Here is a 19,394-nt window from a genome sequence, read left to right as displayed (position 1 = left end):
CGTTAGCGGGAGGCAAATTCTACAGCGTTACACGCTGCTGTCAACACCTCATTTCCTGCTTCGATGACTTGAAGCTGACACCGTCGAAAACCATCCAACTCATTGAAACTCAAGGAGTTTTCCGTTTCGACTGCGCCGGAAGAGGTGCGAATTATAGACAGTTACAAATCTGGGTCAAGCACTAATTTGAACTTAAATCGCAGAAGCCGATTTCTTCTTATATAGACGCGGAATCCGGCTCTTCACCAGCGGTATGCGCAAGGCCAGCAAACCTACACCGATACAGGCATACACCACCCACTCCTTGAGGTCAGCCCGTACTATCCAGAGCATATGCAGCAACCCCAGCCCCACCGCTACATACACCAGGCGATGCAGCTTCTTCCAGCGCGCGCCCAGACGCCGCTGACTATAACGATTAGACGTCACCGCCAACGCCAGCAAACACAAGAACCCCAAGCTACCGACAATGATGTAAGGACGCTTGCGTAGCTCAACCCCCAACTGCGACCAGTCAAACCCCAGCACAAAAGTCAGATAGGCACACAGGTGCAGCACCACATAGGCAAAACACCACAAACCGATCTGCCTGCGCACCGCAATCCAGCCCGGCCAGCCCGTGAGCTTGTGCAACGGCGTCATCCCAAGCGTGACCAACAACAGTATCAGCGTCCCCAACCCCAACCGGTCAACCAGCACCTTTCCAGGATCTGGCCCCAAGGCAAAGATCCACGCCTCATAGAGCCAATACAAAGGCCAGATGGCAGCAGCCACGAAAACGCCAACGCGCCAGGGCAGAAACTTCATCAGTAGTTCTTCCGCAAATCGAGACCGGTATATAAAGAAGCAACCTCATCAGCGTAACCATTGAACATTTGCGTATCGCGCACATTGGGACTGAACAGACTGCTCGGCAAACGTCGCTCACGCGCCTGAGTCCAACGCGGATGATCAACTTGCGGATTAACGTTGGCATAGAAGCCGTACTCATCAGCAGCAATGCTTTGCCAGGTGGTTTTTGGCTGATCCTCGACCAGACTGATTCGCACAATGGATTTCACGCTTTTGAAACCATACTTCCAGGGCACCACCAAACGCAGCGGTGCACCATTCTGATTGGGCAACTCACGGCCATACATGCCCACCGCCAGAATCGCCAACGGGTTCATCGCCTCATCCAGCCGCAAGCCTTCAACATACGGCCAGTCAATCAAAGCGAAACCCGAGCGCTGCCCCGGCATGACCTTCGGATCCTGCAACGTTTCAAAACGGATGTATTTGGCTTTTGAGGTCGGCTCCACCTGCTTGAGCAATGCCGAAATGGGAAACCCCATCCACGGGATCACCATCGACCAGGCCTCCACACAACGCAGACGATAAATCCGCTCCTCCAACTGATAGGGCTTCATGAAGTCTTCCAGTGCATAACGACCCGGTTTGCCCACCTCCCCGTCCACCACAACCGTCCAGGGCTCGGTTTTCAAGGCACCTGCATTCTGTGCCGGATCGCCCTTGTCAGTACCGAACTCATAGAAGTTGTTGTAATGGGTAGCATCCTTGAAAGGCGTGATCGCCTCCCCCTTCACCGTGACGGCCTGCCATTTGGTTTGCGCAAGCTTGTCAGTAAACCAGGCAGGTGCTTTGCCTGGCTCAACACCCTCGTAACGCATGGCGTCCTCGGCACTGGCCCAGCTCGGAAGTACGCCCACAGCCAATCCTGCAAGTGAACTGCCCAGCAAGGTACGACGGGATAAGTAAAAGGATTCAGGCGTAACGTCCGACTCTTTGCAGTCGGACGCTTTAGGCAGCTTGATGAGCATGACAACTCCGCAGTATTGGAGGACTGATGCACCAATAGACTACGGAGTATGGGAGAAATTACATCACTCGACGCTTTTGTTACGACGCAAACGCAACAAATACTGGATCGGCCCCGATGCTGCATACGCCAGGAAGGCCAGCAACAGAATGCGTGGCGGATCGCTGAACACAACCGCGAACACCAACACCACTGCCAGGATGGCCACAAAGGGAACGCGCCCTTTCAAGTCCAGCTCCTTGAAGCTGTTGTACTTGATGTTGCTGACCATCAGCATGCCGGCAGCCGCTACCAGCAAGGCTACAAGGAACGACATTTTCGACCCTTGAATGCCGTAATCACTGAATGCCCAAACAATACCTGCCACCACCCCTGCAGCCGCCGGGCTGGCAAGACCGATGAAATAGCGCTTGTCAGCCGTGCCAACCTGGGTATTGAAGCGCGCCAGGCGCAACGCCGCGCCTGCAACATAGATAAAGGCCACCATCCAGCCGACCTTGCCCATGTCGCCCAACGCCCAGCCAAAAGCCAGCAACGCAGGGGCAACGCCAAAGGCAACCATGTCCGACAGGGAGTCGTACTCGGCACCAAAAGCACTTTCGGTGTTAGTCATTCGGGCTACACGACCATCAAGGCCGTCGAGCACCATGGCGACAAAAATGGCGATGGCCGCAAATGCAAAGTACTTGCTGGCACCAGCCGTATCACCCGCACTCATGGCACTTTGGGCACTCATGGAGCTGATGATGGAATAAAAACCGGCGAACAGGTTCGCCGTGGTGAAAAGGTTTGGCAGCAGATAGATACCACGATGCCGGACTTTTCGGCCTTCGGCGTCATGCCCTTCTTCGACATGCTCATCGATAGGCAGCAGGCTATCGGCGTCTGAAGCCGCTTTTGGCTCTTCGGGACGTTCGCTCATGGACATTACCTTGCAACGATATGGAAAGTTTCGATAGTAGCTTGGGGCCAACACGCACCCGCAAACGATCCTGCTTTATACCAGAAGCGGCCACTGAAACGAAAAAACGCGGCCTAGGCCGCGTTTTCTCTACAAGCTGAGAACTTAGTTCTTTGCCTGATCAACGATTTTGTTCGCGCCGATCCAAGGCATCATCGAGCGCAGTTGCCCGCCAATGACTTCAATACCGTGAGCAGCGTTGTTGCGACGCTTGGCAGTCATCGAAGGGTAGCCGGTAGCACCCTCGCTGATGAACATCTTCGCGTATTCACCGTCCTGGATGCGCTTCAGAGCGTTGCGCATTGCTTGACGGGATTCAGCGTTGATCACTTCCGGGCCGGTAACGTACTCGCCGTATTCGGCGTTGTTGGAGATCGAGTAGTTCATGTTGGCGATACCGCCTTCGTACATGAGGTCAACGATCAACTTCAATTCGTGCAAGCACTCGAAGTAAGCCATTTCTGGCGCGTAACCGGCTTCAACCAGCGTTTCAAAGCCCGCTTTAACCAGCTCAACAGTACCGCCACACAGAACAGCCTGCTCGCCGAACAGGTCGGTTTCAGTTTCGTCCTTGAAGGTGGTTTCGATAATGCCGGTACGACCGCCGCCTACGCCCGAAGCGTAAGACAGGGCCAGGTTCTTGGCATTGCCCGACGCATCCTGATAGATAGCGATCAGGTCAGGGATACCGCCGCCGCGAACGAATTCGGAACGTACAGTGTGACCTGGAGCCTTTGGCGCGATCATGATCACGTCAAGGTCGGCACGGGGAACAACCTGGTTGTAGTGGATCGCGAAGCCGTGGGAGAAGGCCAGTGTGGCGCCCTTCTTGATGTTCGGCTCGATTTCATTCTTGTACAGCGCGGACTGGAACTCGTCCGGGGTCAGAATCATGACCAGGTCCGCAGCGGCAACAGCGCTGGCAACGTCAGTTACTTTCAGGCCATGAGCTTCAGCCTTGGCGACAGTGGCCGAACCTTTGCGCAGACCAACAGTTACGTCAACGCCGGAGTCTTTCAGGTTGCAGGCTTGAGCGTGACCCTGGGAGCCGTAACCGATGATGGCTACTTTTTTGCCCTGGATGATCGAAAGGTCGCAGTCTTTGTCGTAATAAACTTTCATGATTTTCCCTTATATCCAGGCCATTCAGGCCAATTAGCACTTGTTAGTTTTAGATGCTGAGTACTTTGTCGCCACGGGCAATCCCGGTGACGCCACTGCGAACTGTTTCCAGGATCGAGGCGGTTCCAATCGACTGAATGAAACTGTCGAGCTTCTCGCTGGTGCCTGTCAACTGCACGGTATAAACACTGGCGCTGACATCAACGATCTGCCCACGGAAAATATCCGTGGTGCGCTTGATTTCTGCGCGTTGTGCACCCGTTGCCTTGACCTTGACCAGCATCAGTTCGCGCTCGATGTGAGCGCTTTCCGACAGATCCACCAGCTTGACCACTTCGATCAACTTGTTCAGGTTTTTGGTGATCTGCTCGATCACTTCATCATGCCCTACCGTGGTCAGGGTCAGACGCGACAAGGTCGGGTCTTCGGTTGGCGCCACGGTCAGGCTTTCGATGTTGTAGTTGCGCTGCGAAAAAAGCCCGACAACGCGAGACAAGGCGCCCGGTTCGTTTTCAAGAAGCAAGGAAATAATGTGCCGCATGATTAAGTACGCTCCGTCTTGCTCAGCCACATGTCGCGCATGGAGCCATCTTTGATCTGCATCGGATAAACGTGCTCACTGGTATCGACCTGAATATCCAGGAACACCAGGCGATCCTTCATGGCAAAGGCTTCTTCCATTTTCGGTTTCAGGTCTTTCAGATCGGTGATCCGGATACCTACATGCCCGTAAGCCTCAGCCAGCTTGACGAAGTCAGGCAGCGATTCCATATACGAGTGCGAGTGACGACTGCCATAGTTCATGTCCTGCCACTGACGCACCATCCCCAGCACTCCGTTGTTGAGGCTGACGATTTTTACGGGCAAGCCGTACTGCAAACAAGTCGACAATTCCTGAATGTTCATCTGAATACTTCCCTCGCCTGTTACGCAGGCAACGTCAGCATCAGGGAAGCTCAGTTTTACCCCCATCGCCGCAGGAAAACCGAAGCCCATGGTGCCCAGGCCTCCGGAGTTGATCCAGCGGTTGGGTTTGTTGAAGCGATAGTACTGGGCCGCGAACATCTGGTGCTGGCCCACATCGGACGTTACATAGGCGTCGCCCTTGGTCACTTCGCAGAGCATCTCGATAACAGCCTGAGGCTTGATCTGGCTGCCGTCTCCCTTGTTGTAAGGGAACAGATCACCGTCACCGCGCCACTCATCGACTTGCTTCCACCAGCTGGCAACCGCCTCCGGGTTTGGCTTCTCACCGATATCCTTGAGGATGGCAACCATCTCGGTGAGAACGCTGTCCACCGGACCTACGATCGGCACGTCCGCCTTGATGGTTTTGGAGATGGACGCCGGGTCGATATCGATATGGATGATCTTGGCGTTCGGGCAGAACTTGGACGGGCCGTTGATTACCCGGTCGTCGAAGCGCGCACCGACAGCCAGGATCACATCAGCGTGATGCATGGTCATGTTGGCTGTGAAGCTGCCATGCATACCGAGCATGCCGACAAACTGACGGTCGGTGCCAGGGTAGGCACCCAGGCCCATCAGCGTATTGGTCACCGGTACGTTAAGCATTTGAGCAAGCTCGGTCAGTGGCGCCGAGCCACCACCCAAAATGACCCCGCCACCTGCGTAAAGCACAGGCCGCTTGGCCGCCAGCAGCATCTCCGCCGCTTTGCGAATCTGGCCGGAGTGACCACGCAAGGCCGGGCTGTAGGAGCGCAACTTGGCTTTTTTAGGGAAAACGTATTCGAACTTTTCAGCCGGGTTGGTCATGTCTTTCGGGATATCGACCACGACCGGGCCAGGACGACCGGATTGCGCGAGGTAGAACGCCTTTTTCATGACTTCCGGGATTTCCGAAGCATGCTTGATCATGAAGCTGTGCTTCACGATGGGCCGGGAAATACCGATCATGTCGGTTTCCTGGAAGGCATCAGTTCCTACCATGGTGCTAGGCACCTGGCCTGAAATGATCACCATCGGAATGGAGTCCATGTAGGCAGTGGCAATACCGGTGATGGCGTTGGTAGCACCCGGCCCGGAAGTCACCAGTACTACACCGGCCTTGCCGGTAGCACGGGCATAGCCGTCAGCCATATGGGTTGCCGCTTGTTCATGGCGAACCAGGATGTGGGTAACTTCCGGCTCTTTGAACAGTGCGTCGTAGACGTGCAGGAGAGCACCACCTGGGTACCCGTAGATATATTTGACACCTTCGTCGCGCAAAAAGCGGACGAGCATCTCACCACCAGACAAAAGCTCCACGTTGTTCACCTCTAAAACGCCAGAATACCGTCCACAAAAATACGAACGGGTCTTAATAGGTTTACTTTTCAGCAGAGCATGAGCGACGGTGGTCGCCGACTACGTCAGCACTGACTGAGCAAGTATTGGGAACTCCCCAAGTGTTGCGGGGGTTTCCCACCCAGCGCGAGGTAACGCGTTGCGGGTGTTACAGGTCGGCGCGGGTGTGCGCCTCATGATCTGCTGAGAGAGCCTGCTTCTGGCAGTCCCTCTGCAGCGGGAGTTCGATTCTTGTCATTAGGCCTGTCCAAGTCAAGCCATCAATTCAATTTATTTGCATAAATCGACAGGAACGCACAAAAAAACGCGCAAAATGACTGAAGCCAACAAGAAAATGGATGGCTGCCAGTAAAAACTGGCAGCCATGACCTCAAGAGGCAGGGCTAATCAGACGGTCAAAGTCTTGAAAATGCTTGAGCAGGGGTTTCCAGTTGCCACGGCGCTGAGCAAAAACATGCTCCGCCATATGCCAGATACCCGAGACGCTGGGCAGTGGCTGGCCCTGCTCAACGATGACTTTCATCTTCGGCAGGAAGATCCATTGCACCCACTGCTCGAAATCCAGGCGGTCGACGCTGAACGGCTCCAGGCTGGACAAGTCGTGCTCTGTTGGCGTCTTGTCACTCCACAAGCCCTGGGTGCGCATTTCCTGTTCGATCAACAGCAGGAACCCGGCAACTTCGCAGGTGCGGACATCCATGACCATCAGAGGCTCACCTTGGCTTTTTGACGGGCCAATGCAGCGCCAGCCGCATCACCTTGTTTCTCACGGGCCTGGGCAATCAAACCCCACAGGCTCGCCTGCAAATCCGGACGACCGCTGGCGAAAGTCAAACCGCGGCGGGAAAACTGCTCTGCCTGCGCGGTGTCGCCCTGCGCCATACGCACTTGCGCCAGACGATAAAGCACTTGCGGCTCACGCGGGGCAACACGCTGGGCACGCTCCAGGCTCGACGCGGCGCCGTTCAGGTCACCGCTCGATTGCTGCTGCTGGGCAGTGGTCAGCAGCGCCAGCACCGGACCGTCCAATTGCTCGTCAGCGGCCAGACCGCCGCTGTTTGACGGAATACCGCTAGGTGTAATCGGTGCCGGAGCACTGTAGGGCGCGCTCGGTGTATAGCTGCCCGTGCTGATCGGCGCTGCCGCCGGGCCAGGGGTAATCGGCCCCGGCGTGAACGGCTGGGTGCTGATAGGCGTCGACACACTGGCAGCGCCGCCCGGAATCATCACCACAACCCCCGAGTCCTCGGTAATCGTGCGCGCCTGAGCGGCACGCGGCGCAGCGGCCTGTGGATAACTCCCCGCCGTACGCTGAGCCGAAACACGCTCGTTGTTCGACACCGCAACACCAGAGTCAACCACAGGAATTGAACCCTGCGGCACGCTGGCACAACCATTGAGCAAAGCCAGGGCTGAAACAGCCGCAATCCACAACTTATTCACGTCAAACCCTCTTTGCTTAATTCAACCAGCCCTTGACCCAATCCATCACAGCTTCACCCGTGGCAGGCTCCTGCCCACCACAGGTGGCACCGGCTGGCGGCTCACTGCCGCGAATATACGGCATCTGTACCGCGCCAGGGCAGCCGGCATCTGATCCTTGACCGGTATGCGGATCAATCCAGGCCTGCACGATGTTATCGGGCTGAGGCATGTCGAGCGGCAGCGGGTCGGCCTTTTTCATGAAGCTGGTCCACACCTGCAAGGCACCGGTCGCTCCCGTGAACGGGGTTTTGCCGTTGTCATCACGCCCAAGCCAGACCACTGCCAGCAAATCCTGGCTGAACCCTGCGAACCAGCTGTCACGGGAGTCGTTACTGGTCCCGGTCTTGCCTGCCAGCGCGAGGCTTTTGGGCAAGACGTTGTAGACCGAGCGCCCGGTACCTTCGCGCATCACATGTTGCATCGCGTTCTGGATCAGGAAAATCGAACCCGGATCGAAACGTTGCTGGATCTGGAACGGATAACGCTTGAGCGGCTCACCCTCTGCGGTCAATACGCTGCGGATACCGCGCATTGGCGTATTGAAGCCGCCATTGGCCAGAGTCTGATACATAGTCGCCACTTCCATGGGGCTCAATGCACCGGCCCCCAGCAACATGGAAGGGAATGCCGGGAACTCACGTTCCACACCCAACCGCGCCAGCGTCTTGAGTACATTCGGCACGCCGACTTCCTGCCCCAGCCTTACCGTGCCCAGGTTGTAGGAGTTCATCATCGACTGGTAGAGGAAAACCGTGCCATGAGAACGCCGGTCATAGTTCTGCGGCTTCCAGACCTGACCGTCCGCGCCTTTGATCGATAACGGATCATCTGACAGCCAACTGGTCAGCGTGTACTGGCTTGGCCGCTCCAGCGCTGTCAGATAAACCGCCGGCTTGATCAACGAGCCGATAGGCCGCACTGCATCCAGCGCCCGGTTGAAACCTGCATAGCCCGGGGCACGACTACCGATCAACGCCTGGACCTCGCCGGTTTCGGGGTTGGTCACCACCATCGCGGCTTCAACCTCATCCGAACCCTTGCGCCCGGCAAGGCGTTTGAAGGTCTCACCCAGCGCCGCTTCGGACTTCATCTGCAGGATCGGGTCGAAACTGGTGAAAATCCGCAGCCCCTCTTCGGTCAAGTCTTCGTCGCGGTAGTCTTCACGCAGCTGACGCTTGACCAGGTCGAGGAAGCCCGGGAACGAACTGTCCGCCAGGCTGCCACGCTTGGTTACACCCAGTGGCATTTTCTTGGCCGCGGCAACTTGTTCCGGCGTGGCCACGCCTTGCTGTTCCAGCAAGTCGAGCACCAGATTGCGCCGCACCAGTGCACGCTCGGGGTAACGGCGCGGGTTGTAGGCCGACGGGCCTTTGACCATACCCACCAGCAACGCCACTTGATGCAGCTTCAGCTCGGCCAGCGGCTGGCTGAAGAAGAACTGACTGGCAAGACCAAAGCCGTGCACGGCGCGCTGGCCGTCCTGACCGACAAACACCTCATTGAGGTACGCCTCAAGAATCTCGCGCTTGTCGTAGTGCAACTCCAGCAACAGCGCCATCATGGCTTCGGTCAACTTGCGGCTGAGGCTGCGCTCATTGGTCAGGTAGAAGTTCTTGACCAATTGCTGGGTCAAGGTACTGCCGCCCTGGCGCATTTGCCCGGCCGAAGTGTTGACCCACATGGCCCGTGCAATCGACTTCGGCGATACCCCGAAGTGATGGTAGAAGTCCCGGTCTTCGACGGTTACCAGCGTCTCAAGCAGAAACGGCGGCACCTGATCGATATTGATCAGGATCCGGTCTTCGAGGTTTTTCGGGTACAGGCCACCAATCAGCAGCGGTTCAAGACGCACCACAGGCAGCTTGCCACCGTTGGTCGATGACAGCTCGGCCACGTAGTCGCCAGAAAACCTTACCCGCACCGGCTGCGCCTGCTCGGCGCCTTCGTAAAACTGGAAGCCGCGGGTGTTCAGGTCAACCGTGTTGCCATTGACCGCGGCCGCGCCCGGGCCGTTGGCCACGCTTTCACGGCGATAGCCCAGCGCATCGAGTTCGGTGAGGAAGTCGTTCTTGCTCAGCTTCTGGCCGACGAACAGCTCCAGCGGGCGCGCATACACCTTGGCCGGGATGGTCCAGCGCTTGCCGGAGAACTTCTCCTGAACGATGGCATCCAGATAGACGGCAAAACCTGCCAGCACCACCAGGCCAACCAGACTGAGCTTGATTGCCCAGCCCAGCCAGGGCCGAAGGCCGCCAGAGGGACGTTTGGAACGGGAACGAGGAGATCGGGTACGAGTCATGGCGCGAGATTATACGCACTTTATTCATGTTCATCATGCGCAGCCCGGCGGTTTGCACTCCCGCTGTCAGCCGCCATAATGGCGCATCGAATATTCCAGACCTTGAAGGATCAACCGTGAGCCAGAACCTGATTGCCGCCCTGCAAAACCCGGACCTCTACCCCCATGAAGTCGAAGGATTTCAGGTTATCGAGACGCATATCTCCTGGGTCATCCTCACCGGCCCCTATGCCTACAAGCTGAAAAAGCCGGTCAACTTCGGCTTTCTAGACTTCACCGAACTCAGTGGCCGCGAGCACTTCTGCAATGAAGAGCTGCGCCTTAACCAGCGCCTGACCGAAGGCCTGTACCTCGACGTGCTGCCGATCACCGGCACCGCCGATGCGCCAGTATTCGGTGGTGAAGGCCCGGCCATAGAATATGCACTGAAAATGCGCCAGTTCCCGCAGAGCCAGTTGCTCAGCACGCTGCAAGCCAACGGCGAACTGAATGCCGCGCATATCGATGAAATGGCCCAGCAGATTGCGCACTTCCACACCCAGGCCCCCCAGGTTCCTGCTGCGCACTATCAGGGCACACCTGAAGCGGTGATGGATCCGGTCCGTCAAAACTTCGAGCAAATTCGCCCGTTCCTTTCGGACAAAGCCGACCTGCTGCAACTGGATGCTCTCCAGGCCTGGGCAGAAGCAAGCTTCACCCGCCTTAAGCCGCTGTTCGAGCTGCGCAAGGCCCAAGGCTTTATCCGCGAATGCCACGGTGATATTCACCTGGGCAATGCCACCATGATTGACGGCAAGGTGGTGATTTTCGACTGCATCGAATTCAACGAGCCGTTCCGTTTCACCGACGTATACGCCGACACCGCCTTCCTGGCGATGGACCTCGAAGACCGTGGCCTGAAAAGCCTGGCACGCCGTTTCGTCAGCCAATACCTGGAGCTGACCGGCGACTACCAGGGGCTTGAACTGCTGAACTTCTACAAGGCCTACCGCGCCCTGGTTCGCGCCAAGGTCAGCCTCTTCAGCATGCCGGCCGAAGCCAGCCCGCTGCAGCGCGCAGCCACTCTGCGTCAATACCGCAACTACGCCAACCTGGCAGAGAGCTACAGCACCATTCCTTCGCGCTTCCTGACCATCACCCACGGGGTTTCGGCTGTAGGTAAAAGTTCGGTAGCCATGCGACTCGTGGAAGCTCTGGGGGCGATTCGCCTGCGCTCAGACGTAGTCCGCAAGCAGCTGTTCGGCCAGCAAACGGCTGAAAACGCAGTGGGTGATGGCATCTATAACGCCGATGCCAGTGCAGCTACCTACAACAAGCTGCATGAACTGGCCGGTATCGTGCTGCGTGCGGGCTTCCCGGTGGTGATTGACGCCACTTACCTCAAGCGCGAGCAGCGTGATGCAGCCGCCCAAGTGGCTGAAGCGACGGGCGTGCCTTGCCTGATCCTCGACTGCACCGCCCCGGACGCCGTGATCGAAGGCTGGCTGGCCCATCGCAAGTCCGTGGGCACCGACCCGTCTGACGCCACCCTGGAAGTCGTCAAGGCACAGCAAGCCAGTCGTGAACCGCTGGGTGCCGATGAAATCCTGCGCAGCAAGCGTGTTGAAACCAACAACAGCAAAAGTCTCGACACCCTGATTGCCGACATTCGCCAGCGTTTGCCGGGCCTGTAAAGCCAATGTACGCCGTGAAACCGCAAGGGTTTCACGGCGCCTGTCTGCGCAAAGCCGCCCATTATCACAAATACGACATCAGATCCGGCGTAACCGTTTAGCAGTCGATGACGCCTGTTGAATGGCCATGGACGCTCTACCCTCTTGGGTCCAAGGTGCTGATTTACGCTTTACGACAGCACATTCGCTCAATTCCAACACCGCCTTGTTCCAAAACCGACTAACGGACTGCGACTTTCCTACTGAGCGCTACACTCAATAGAGTCACCACACCCCGTAAACGCTGAGCTCACGCCGTCGCAAGGAGAGCTGATGAACGATGAACTCCAGCATCTGAAGAACCTTGGCAAGACCTCTGCGCAATGGCTGCACGCCGTTGGCATTCACAGTGCCGCGGACTTGAGGCGCCTGGGCGCAGTGGATGCTTATCGGGCGGTAAAGGCCCGAGGTTTCAGAGCCTCCAAAGTGCTTTTATATGCTATCGAAGGGGCCCTGCAGGATGTTCACTGGAACGATATCCCTGCAGAACGCAAAGAGGCGCTCAACCAGCAAGTCAGTCAACTGACCGCACTGAAAAAAGCCTGACCTGGCGGACTGGCAACGAACCCGATGAACGGTAAAAAACAGTTATTGACATGGAAATGAGAATTGTTATGATTACGCCATCTGGTCGCGAGACCAGTCGATCTTCTGAAAGGCCCTTGGTTCGGACTCTCAGAAAATCTCCTCATCAGGCTAATCACGGTTATTTGACCCGGCTCTTGCCGGGTCTTTTTTTGCCTGTGGAAAAGTACCAGTCCGGCTATCGGCACTGTTGCTCAGCGAGCAATCACCATCGGGCAACCCAGCTCCGGGTGCGGCTGCACCAAAACATCCAGGCCAAACACGGCCTTGAGCTCATCCGGCTGCAATACCGCTTGCGGGCAGCCGAGGGCCCTTGGGCGGCCCTGTTCCAGCAAAAGCAGGCGATCACAGTAACGCGCCGCCAGGTTCAGGTCATGCAGGATGATCAACACTGCGGCGCCACGATCAGCAAACGCCCGAATAGCCTTGAGCGTGGTGTGCTGATGCAAGGGGTCGAGCATCGAGGTAGGCTCATCAAGCAGCAAGGTCTGGCCGTTTTGCCCCGGCCATAATTGCGCCAGTACCCGTGCCAGATGCACCCGCTGACGTTCGCCACCCGATAACGCCAGGTAGCTGCGGCCCGCAAGATGCTCAACATCGGCGGCCTGCAACGCCTCGTGGATTATTTCTGTATCGCGGGTACGACCAGTCTGATGAGGCAGTCGGCCCATACCCACAACCTCTTCAACACGAAAGGCAAAATCCAGGGTTGAGGTCTGCGGCAAGACGGCCAGGCGTTGCGCCCGCTGCGCCCCTTTCCACTCGCCCAGAGCCTGCTGATCCAGCCACACATGCCCGGCGGCCGGCGCCAGCTCCCCGCACAACGCGGCCAGCAAAGTGCTTTTGCCCGCACCATTGGGGCCGAGTACACCCAACACCTCGCCCGGACGCACATCAAGGGTGACATCCGCCAGCACGACTTTCTGATCGCGACGGATCTGCAGGTTTTCCGTGCGCAACATCAGTGACGTCCTCGTATCAGCAAGTAAAGAAAGAAAGGCGCACCGAGAAACGCGGTAACAATCCCGATGGGCAATTCGGCTGGCGCCAGCGCCAGGCGAGCGATCAAGTCAGCAAATAGCAGCAAGGTCGCCCCCGCCAGTACCGAGGCAGGCAACAGCACCCGGTGATCAGGCCCGGCCAGCAACCGCACCAGATGCGGCACCACCAGGCCGATAAAGCCGATCATGCCTGCCGCTGCCACCGCAGCCCCCACACCCAGAGCCGTGCAAAACACCAGTTCGCGCTTGAGGCCTTCAACGTCGATACCCAGATGATTGGCTTCGGACTCACCCAGCAGTAATGCATTGAGCGCACTCGCCCGCCGGGGCAGCCACAGTGCTACGCCCACAGTCACAATCAACAGAGGCCACAGCCGTGCGTAACTGGCGCCATTGAGACTGCCCAGGTTCCAGAACGTCAGCGTGCGCAAGGTCGCGTCATCGGCGAGATAGGTAAACAAACCCACAGCAGAACCTGCCAAAGCTGTCAGAGCAATACCCGCAAGCAACATCACCGCCACATTGGTCTGACCGTTGCGTCGGCCCAACCGATACACCAGCGCCGTCACCCCCAAACCACCGAGAAACGCACACAGCGACAGCAGGTACGGGCCGATAAACTCCGGCAACCCGCCAAAAGCAGCTCCGCCAACAATCGCAATTGCCGCGCCCAGGGCCGCGCCGCTGGAGACGCCGACCAACCCCGGGTCGGCCAACGGGTTGCGAAACAAGCCCTGCATCGCCACACCCGACAGCGCCAGCACACCACCCACTGCCAGGCCGAGCAGGGTCCGGGGCAAACGGATCTGCCCCAGGATCAACTCGGCCTGCTCCAGGCCTTCACCCGCAATCGGCACCCCGACCAGGCGCAGTGCTGCACGCAAGGTGTCAAACAGCGGCAGACTCACCGGCCCCAGCGCCAGCGACAACCAGATCGACAACAGGCACAGCGCGCTCAAGCCAATAAAAAGCGACCGCGGTTTAACCAGCGTTCTCATTGGCTGGCCGGGGCCGCGGGGTAGAATTCAGCCGTCAGCTGCTTCAGGCGCTCGGGCAAACGCGGCCCAAGGCCACCCACCAGCAGCGTCGGGTCGACTTCGTATATACGCCCATTTTTAGCGGCGCGAATAGACGCCAGCACCGGGTTTTCTTTCAGCAGCGCCTTGCGCGCTGCCTCCCCCGTCAGGCTGCGATCGGCAAACACCAGTACTTCAGGGTTAAGCCCCGCCAGGGCCTCTACCGAAAACGGCTTGTAACCGCTGTGGGTGGCCAGGTTGTGCCCACCCGCTTGGGTCAGCAGCCAGTCGGCCGCCGTGTCCTTGCCGGCAATCATCGGTTTGCCACCGGCATGGCCCAACAACAGCAACACTCCGGGCTCCTTGTGATTGGCTTGCGCGGCTTTGACCTGTTGTTGATGCTGTTCCAGTTGCTGGCGATAGTCCTTGAACACTTGCGCGGCCTGCGCCTCGTCCCCAAGCAGGCGCCCCAGGTGCTGCAAAGTGCCCTCAAGGCTGGCAAGGTCTGCCTGGGCCGAGAACATCTCCACCGGCACACCGGCACCGCGAATTTGCAACAAAACCGCCGCAGGGCCCATTTCTTCAGTGCCGATCAGAACGTCCGGCTTCAGGCTCAAGACCCCTTCCGCCGAGAGCTGGCGCTGATAGCCGATGCTGGGCAACGATTTGAGTGATTCTGGATGCTGGCTGGTGGTATCGACCCCAACCAATTTAGACTCCGCGCCTAATACGCTGACCCACTCCGAGAGCGCCCCACCGGCACTGACCCAACGTTGTGGCAACTCGCCAGCAAGGCTGACATGACTGATCATAAGGCCTGCACAGAACGTAATCAGGCGGGTACTCAGGCGCATACAGTGGCTTTCCTTGAAAAGAGGGCTCAATGGGACAAAGGATTGTCACGCGGTGAAAACAGCACATCGCAGAGCAAGCCGCCATTTGATAATTGTTTGCATTTGCACGTCAACCTCTTAACCCGCTCTGCAACACCCCATCGACACAACTGTTTGGCTGTTATTAAGGATTGTCATGAAGTTTTTATGCTCATCAGACGCACTGAGCGAAGGTACCAGCCGGGGCTTTGAGCTCGACGAGTTGCGCCTGTTGGTCATTCGCCGTGAAGGCCGGGTGTATGCCTACAAAAACCGCTGCCCGCATCGCGGTGTCACGCTGGAATGGCAACCGGACCAGTTTCTCGATTCAAGCGCCAGCCTGATCCAGTGCGCCACTCACGCAGCATTGTTCCTGATCGAAAGCGGGGAATGCGTGGCCGGGCCTTGCGCCGGGCAATCGCTCACAGCCCTTGACTGCCGCGAAGACAGCCAAGGGATCTGGATTACATCAGAGGCGTCAGAGGATGACGTCTAAACGGCGATCAACCACTACCGCATCAGAGGTCAGGCTGACCCCATAAGCCAGCACCTGCACCCCGGCGGCCACGGCTTCACGCAGTGCAGCAGCGTAGCCCGGGTCGATTTCTTCGGCCGGGCGCACCGCATCAATACCGGTCAGATTGACGCAATACAGCTGGACGGCGCGTACACCTTCACGCGCCAGAGTCGCCAGCTCGCGCAAGTGCTTGGCACCACGCTGGGTCACGGCATCCGGAAACGCGGCTACACGAGAGCCGTCAAACCCTAGGGTGACACTTTTGACCTCGACATAGGCAAAGCCCTGCGGGTACTCCAGGCGAAAATCGATGCGGCTTTTTTCCTGCCCGTAGGGCACCTCGCGCTTGAGCGCGGTGAAGCCGTCCAGCTCGCTGATCACCCCGGCCAGCAACGCCTCTTCGATCAAGTGATTGGCGCGCCCGGTGTTCACGCACGCCAACCGCCCTTGCGGTGTTTCGCTGATTTCCCAGGTGCCCGGCAACTTGCGTTTAGGGTCGTTGGAGCGACTGAACCAGACCTGACCACCCTCGACCATGCAATTGAGCATGGAGCCGGTGTTCGGGCAGTGAATGGTGATCAACTCGCCGGTACTGGTTTCGATATCCGCCAAAAAACGCTTGTAGCGCTTGATCAGGCGCCCTTCTTCCAGCTCAGGTGAAAAACGCATCAGCCTTTCCAGCTCTTGAGGCCACGCGCGATCCGCTCAACGGCTTCCTGCAGGCGCGGCAAACTTTGGGTATAGGCAAAACGTACGTGATGGCCCGACTGGTAACGGCCAAAATCCAGACCCGGAGTGAAGGCTATGTGCTCGGTTTCGAGAAAATGCTGACAGAAGGCAAAGGCATCACCGCCAAACGCACTGATATCGGCGTACAGGTAAAACGCACCTTCGGGCTCTACCGCGATACCAAAGCCAAGCTCGCGCAAGGCCGGTAACAGATAGTCGCGGCGACGGCCAAACTCGGCCCGGCGCTCTTCCAGGATTACCAGGGTCTGCGGTTCGAAGCAGGCCAGTGCGGCGTACTGGGCCATGCTGGGCGCGCTGATATACAGGTTCTGGGCGAGTTTCTCCAGGTCGGCCACTGCCTCAGGTGGCGCCACCAGCCAGCCCAGGCGCCAGCCGGTCATACCGAAATACTTGGAAAAGCTATTGAGCACAAACGCGCTGTCATCGACTTCCAGCACACTCGCTGCATCGCAGCCGTAGGTCAGGCCGTGATAGATCTCGTCCACCACCAAATGCCCGTTGTGGGCCTTGACCGCTGCCGACAGAGCCGCCAGTTCGTCACGGCTCAACGTGGTGCCGGTCGGGTTGGCCGGGGAAGCAACCAGTGCCCCTACACTGTCCTGATTCCAGCAACGCTCGACCAGTTCGGCTGTCAGTTGATAGCGCACATCCGGACCAACGGGCACCAACTGAGCAGCCCCTTCCACCAGGCGTAGGAAATGTCGATTGCACGGGTAGCCCGGATCTGCGAGTAACCAATGCTTACCCGGATCGACCAGTAGGCTAGATGCCAATAACAACGCACCAGAACCGCCAGGAGTAATCAGAATGCGCGACGGGTCGATATTCAGGCCATAGCGCTGCTGATAAAACCCGGAGATCGCTTCGCGCAGTTCCGGCAGGCCGCGGGCAGCAGTGTAGCGGGTTTTGCCGGCGGCCAGGGCGGCCTGGCCGGCAGCAATGATAGGCTCGGCCGTGGTGAAATCCGGCTCGCCGATTTCCAGGTGAATCACATCGTGACCGGCAGCCTGCAACTCGTTGGCCCGCGCCAACAGGGCCATCACGTGGAACGGTTCGATTTCGCGGCTGCGCGCACTGTAGGACTGAGCCATTAGCCTGCCTTCCTGGGTAAGCAAAAGGCTGATTCTACCCAAGCAGTGCTATAAGGGAGAGCTAATTACGGTCTTAGCCCGCTTGCCAATAGAACCAAACAACCCGGCCTTGAGTCATAGCTCGACTAAAATTAATAAACAGGTACTAATCTCAAGCATCACAGGCTCTGCACACAACCACTGGCGTCGGGCTAGACATGCGGGAGTAGCGCAGCCCGATTTGATCTGGTAAGTTCGCCCGCTTGCAGCCGCAGGGCCGGCAGGTGTCGGTGATGTTGCAATCCTGCGCAATGGATTAGAAGAATGAGAGGCGGTCCATTTCATGCCCACACAAGCAAAGCAACAGAATACTCAACTTAGCGGCTTCGAACCCTACGTTGAAAAGAAGGGCGAAGAGTACATGGGCGAGCCCATGCGCAAACACTTCACCAAGATTCTGCAAAAGTGGAAACAGGACTTGATGCAGGAAGTCGACCGCACCGTTGATCATATGAAAGACGAAGCGGCAAACTTTCCTGACCCATCCGACCGCGCGAGCCAGGAAGAAGAATTCAGCCTGGAACTGCGCGCCCGCGATCGCGAGCGCAAGCTGATCAAGAAAATCGACAAGACCCTGCAACTGATCGAAGACGAAGAATACGGCTGGTGCGAATCCTGCGGCGTCGAAATCGGTATACGTCGTCTCGAGGCCCGTCCTACTGCCGACATGTGCGTAGACTGCAAGACCTTGGCTGAAATCAAGGAAAAACAAGTCGGCAAGTAATCGCCGGTTTGACCAGATGGGGCGTGCGAACGCCCCATTTTTGTTTGTGAAATTTCAGTGCCCTGCGTGGGAGCGGGCTTGCTCGCGATAGCATCACCGCGCCAATGGTTCAAAATCGGGCAGCCCCATCGCGAGCAAGCCCGCTCCCACAAAAAGTCGGCCCACGTCCATGACTGAACCCTCCTACATCGGGCGCTTTGCCCCAACGCCCAGTGGCCACCTGCACTTTGGCTCTCTGGTTGCCGCCCTCGCCTCTTATGTTGACGCCCGCTCTGCCGGCGGCCGCTGGCTGCTGCGCATGGAAGACCTCGACCCGCCGCGGGAAATGCCCGGCGCCCAGGCCGCGATCCTGGATGCGCTTGAGCGCTACGGTTTTGAATGGGATGGTGAGCTGGTTCGACAAAGCGAGCGCCACGAAGCCTATGCGCACGTGCTAAACCGACTGTTCAGCATGGGCCTGGCATACGCCTGCACCTGTTCACGCAAACAGCTGGAAGGTTACAACGGCATTTACCCCGGTTTTTGCCGCAATGCCGGGCACTCAATGGATAACGCAGCCATCCGTATTCGCGTCCCTGAACTGGAATATGCCTTCGTTGACCGGGTACAGGGCGAGTTCCGTCAACACTTGGGTCGTGATGTCGGTGACTTCGTGATTCGTCGCCGCGACGGCCTCTATGCCTACCAATTGGCCGTGGTGCTCGATGATGCCGCCCAGGGTGTGACCGATATCGTGCGCGGCGCCGACCTGCTCGACTCCACCCCGCGTCAGCTGTACCTGCAAGAGCTGCTCGGCTTGTCACAACCGCGCTACCTGCATGTGCCGCTGATCGTGCAGCCTGATGGCCACAAACTCGGCAAATCCTATCGTTCACCCCCCCTGACCCCGGAGCAGGCCACCCCGCTGCTGCTGCGCGCGCTGCGCACCTTGGGTCAGAGCACTGACGAAAGCTTGAACGACGCTACCCCGCGTGAGGTTCTGGATTGGGGCATTGCCCACTGGAACGCAGCCGATATCCCACGCACACTCACCCTTGCCGAGGCGCAATTACGCTGACAGCCCTTGCAGGTTGCCAGCCATCCGTTACCATCGC

Annotated in this window: 18 protein-coding genes and 1 pseudogene; 5 read left to right on the top strand and 14 right to left on the bottom strand. The window is 58.0% G+C overall.

What is annotated here, in order from left to right:
• Nucleotides 1-192 precede the first annotated feature (192 nt).
• The 9 genes from msrQ to mrcB form a co-directional block, all read right to left on the bottom strand.
• Nucleotides 193-807: a protein-methionine-sulfoxide reductase heme-binding subunit MsrQ gene (gene msrQ, locus CJU81_RS17095; RefSeq protein WP_095037576.1), complete on the bottom strand. Its 615-nt coding sequence runs from the start codon at nt 805-807 to the stop codon at nt 193-195.
• Nucleotides 807-1,820, bottom strand: coding sequence for a protein-methionine-sulfoxide reductase catalytic subunit MsrP (gene msrP / locus CJU81_RS17090; RefSeq protein ID WP_095037575.1), 1,014 nt, complete (start codon nt 1,818-1,820; stop codon nt 807-809). The genes msrQ and msrP overlap by 1 nt, the downstream gene beginning before the upstream one ends.
• 63 nt (nt 1,821-1,883) lie before the next feature.
• Nucleotides 1,884-2,741 carry a CDP-diacylglycerol--serine O-phosphatidyltransferase gene (gene pssA, locus CJU81_RS17085; RefSeq protein ID WP_095037574.1) on the bottom strand — a complete coding sequence of 286 codons (858 nt, stop codon included), beginning with the start codon at nt 2,739-2,741 and terminating at the stop codon, nt 1,884-1,886.
• A gap of 144 nt (nt 2,742-2,885) precedes the next feature.
• Nucleotides 2,886-3,902 carry a ketol-acid reductoisomerase gene (gene ilvC, locus CJU81_RS17080; protein ID WP_095002580.1) on the bottom strand — a complete coding sequence of 339 codons (1,017 nt, stop codon included), beginning with the start codon at nt 3,900-3,902 and terminating at the stop codon, nt 2,886-2,888.
• A gap of 49 nt (nt 3,903-3,951) precedes the next feature.
• Entirely contained in the window at nt 3,952-4,443 is a 492-nt protein-coding gene (gene ilvN, locus CJU81_RS17075; protein WP_016783407.1) for an acetolactate synthase small subunit, read from the bottom strand.
• A 2-nt stretch (nt 4,444-4,445) separates the two neighbouring features.
• Complete coding sequence (locus tag CJU81_RS17070; protein ID WP_095037578.1) at nt 4,446-6,170, bottom strand: acetolactate synthase 3 large subunit; 1,725 nt, start codon at nt 6,168-6,170, stop codon at nt 4,446-4,448.
• A 409-nt stretch (nt 6,171-6,579) separates the two neighbouring features.
• The gene (locus CJU81_RS17065; protein ID WP_095037577.1) at nt 6,580-6,909 is read right to left on the bottom strand and encodes a YqcC family protein; all 330 of its coding nucleotides are present in this window, start codon (nt 6,907-6,909) and stop codon (nt 6,580-6,582) included.
• A gap of 5 nt (nt 6,910-6,914) precedes the next feature.
• Nucleotides 6,915-7,652 (bottom strand): tetratricopeptide repeat protein, encoded by a 738-nt coding sequence (locus CJU81_RS17060; RefSeq protein ID WP_095037573.1) that lies wholly within the window; start codon nt 7,650-7,652, stop codon nt 6,915-6,917.
• A 16-nt stretch (nt 7,653-7,668) separates the two neighbouring features.
• Nucleotides 7,669-9,993, bottom strand: a complete 2,325-nt coding sequence (gene mrcB / locus CJU81_RS17055; protein WP_095037572.1) for a penicillin-binding protein 1B — start codon at nt 9,991-9,993, stop codon at nt 7,669-7,671.
• 116 nt (nt 9,994-10,109) lie between these two features.
• Here mrcB and CJU81_RS17050 point away from each other — a divergent pair, with 116 nt between their 5' ends.
• A complete protein-coding gene (locus tag CJU81_RS17050; protein ID WP_095037571.1) occupies nt 10,110-11,666 on the top strand; it encodes an AAA family ATPase in 1,557 nt (518 codons plus the stop codon).
• A gap of 312 nt (nt 11,667-11,978) precedes the next feature.
• Complete coding sequence (locus CJU81_RS17045; RefSeq protein ID WP_095037570.1) at nt 11,979-12,251, top strand: TfoX/Sxy family protein; 273 nt, start codon at nt 11,979-11,981, stop codon at nt 12,249-12,251.
• 233 nt (nt 12,252-12,484) lie between these two features.
• Here CJU81_RS17045 and CJU81_RS17040 read toward each other — a convergent pair.
• The 3 genes and pseudogenes from CJU81_RS17040 to CJU81_RS17030 all read right to left on the bottom strand — a co-directional run.
• Nucleotides 12,485-13,204 (bottom strand): annotated as a pseudogene (locus tag CJU81_RS17040) (heme ABC transporter ATP-binding protein); the annotation flags it as partial.
• A gap of 47 nt (nt 13,205-13,251) precedes the next feature.
• Nucleotides 13,252-14,235, bottom strand: a complete 984-nt coding sequence (locus CJU81_RS17035) for a FecCD family ABC transporter permease (RefSeq protein ID WP_176464863.1) — start codon at nt 14,233-14,235, stop codon at nt 13,252-13,254.
• Nucleotides 14,236-14,285: 50 nt separating this feature from the next.
• Nucleotides 14,286-15,161, bottom strand: coding sequence for a heme/hemin ABC transporter substrate-binding protein (locus CJU81_RS17030; protein WP_095037567.1), 876 nt, complete (start codon nt 15,159-15,161; stop codon nt 14,286-14,288).
• Between the two features lie 175 nt (nt 15,162-15,336).
• Between CJU81_RS17030 and CJU81_RS17025 the strand changes: the two genes are divergently transcribed.
• The gene (locus CJU81_RS17025; protein WP_095037566.1) at nt 15,337-15,675 is read left to right on the top strand and encodes a Rieske (2Fe-2S) protein; all 339 of its coding nucleotides are present in this window, start codon (nt 15,337-15,339) and stop codon (nt 15,673-15,675) included.
• Here CJU81_RS17025 and sfsA read toward each other — a convergent pair.
• Entirely contained in the window at nt 15,658-16,365 is a 708-nt protein-coding gene (sfsA, locus tag CJU81_RS17020; RefSeq protein WP_095037565.1) for a DNA/RNA nuclease SfsA, read from the bottom strand. The genes CJU81_RS17025 and sfsA overlap by 18 nt on opposite strands.
• Nucleotides 16,365-17,537: a pyridoxal phosphate-dependent aminotransferase gene (locus CJU81_RS17015; protein WP_095037564.1), complete on the bottom strand. Its 1,173-nt coding sequence runs from the start codon at nt 17,535-17,537 to the stop codon at nt 16,365-16,367. The genes sfsA and CJU81_RS17015 overlap by 1 nt, the downstream gene beginning before the upstream one ends.
• 322 nt (nt 17,538-17,859) lie before the next feature.
• Between CJU81_RS17015 and dksA the strand changes: the two genes are divergently transcribed.
• Together dksA and gluQRS are read left to right on the top strand one after the other, a co-directional pair.
• Nucleotides 17,860-18,300 (top strand): RNA polymerase-binding protein DksA, encoded by a 441-nt coding sequence (dksA, locus tag CJU81_RS17010; protein WP_016783419.1) that lies wholly within the window; start codon nt 17,860-17,862, stop codon nt 18,298-18,300.
• Between the two features lie 169 nt (nt 18,301-18,469).
• On the top strand, nt 18,470-19,357 hold the full coding sequence (gluQRS, locus tag CJU81_RS17005; protein WP_095037563.1) for a tRNA glutamyl-Q(34) synthetase GluQRS: 888 nt from the start codon (nt 18,470-18,472) through the stop codon (nt 19,355-19,357).
• Nucleotides 19,358-19,394 lie beyond the last annotated feature (37 nt).

Origin of the sequence: Pseudomonas fragi (genome assembly GCF_002269505.1) — a bacterium.
Lineage (GTDB): Bacteria > Pseudomonadota > Gammaproteobacteria > Pseudomonadales > Pseudomonadaceae > Aquipseudomonas > Aquipseudomonas fragi_D.
Note: the sequence above shows the minus strand (reverse complement) of the source record. Positions and strands in the feature narration are given on the sequence as shown.

Coding starts and splice junctions, on each gene's coding strand:
- msrQ (WP_095037576.1), bottom strand. CDS start 807: ATGAAGTTTCTGCCCTGGCGCGTTGGCGTTTTCGTGGCTGCTGCCATC.
- msrP (WP_095037575.1), bottom strand. CDS start 1,820: ATGCTCATCAAGCTGCCTAAAGCGTCCGACTGCAAAGAGTCGGACGTT.
- pssA (WP_095037574.1), bottom strand. CDS start 2,741: ATGAGCGAACGTCCCGAAGAGCCAAAAGCGGCTTCAGACGCCGATAGC.
- ilvC (WP_095002580.1), bottom strand. CDS start 3,902: ATGAAAGTTTATTACGACAAAGACTGCGACCTTTCGATCATCCAGGGC.
- ilvN (WP_016783407.1), bottom strand. CDS start 4,443: ATGCGGCACATTATTTCCTTGCTTCTTGAAAACGAACCGGGCGCCTTG.
- CJU81_RS17065 (WP_095037577.1), bottom strand. CDS start 6,909: ATGGATGTCCGCACCTGCGAAGTTGCCGGGTTCCTGCTGTTGATCGAA.
- mrcB (WP_095037572.1), bottom strand. CDS start 9,993: ATGACTCGTACCCGATCTCCTCGTTCCCGTTCCAAACGTCCCTCTGGC.
- CJU81_RS17045 (WP_095037570.1), top strand. CDS start 11,979: ATGAACGATGAACTCCAGCATCTGAAGAACCTTGGCAAGACCTCTGCG.
- CJU81_RS17030 (WP_095037567.1), bottom strand. CDS start 15,161: ATGCGCCTGAGTACCCGCCTGATTACGTTCTGTGCAGGCCTTATGATC.
- CJU81_RS17025 (WP_095037566.1), top strand. CDS start 15,337: ATGAAGTTTTTATGCTCATCAGACGCACTGAGCGAAGGTACCAGCCGG.
- sfsA (WP_095037565.1), bottom strand. CDS start 16,365: ATGCGTTTTTCACCTGAGCTGGAAGAAGGGCGCCTGATCAAGCGCTAC.
- CJU81_RS17015 (WP_095037564.1), bottom strand. CDS start 17,537: ATGGCTCAGTCCTACAGTGCGCGCAGCCGCGAAATCGAACCGTTCCAC.
- dksA (WP_016783419.1), top strand. CDS start 17,860: ATGCCCACACAAGCAAAGCAACAGAATACTCAACTTAGCGGCTTCGAA.
- gluQRS (WP_095037563.1), top strand. CDS start 18,470: ATGACTGAACCCTCCTACATCGGGCGCTTTGCCCCAACGCCCAGTGGC.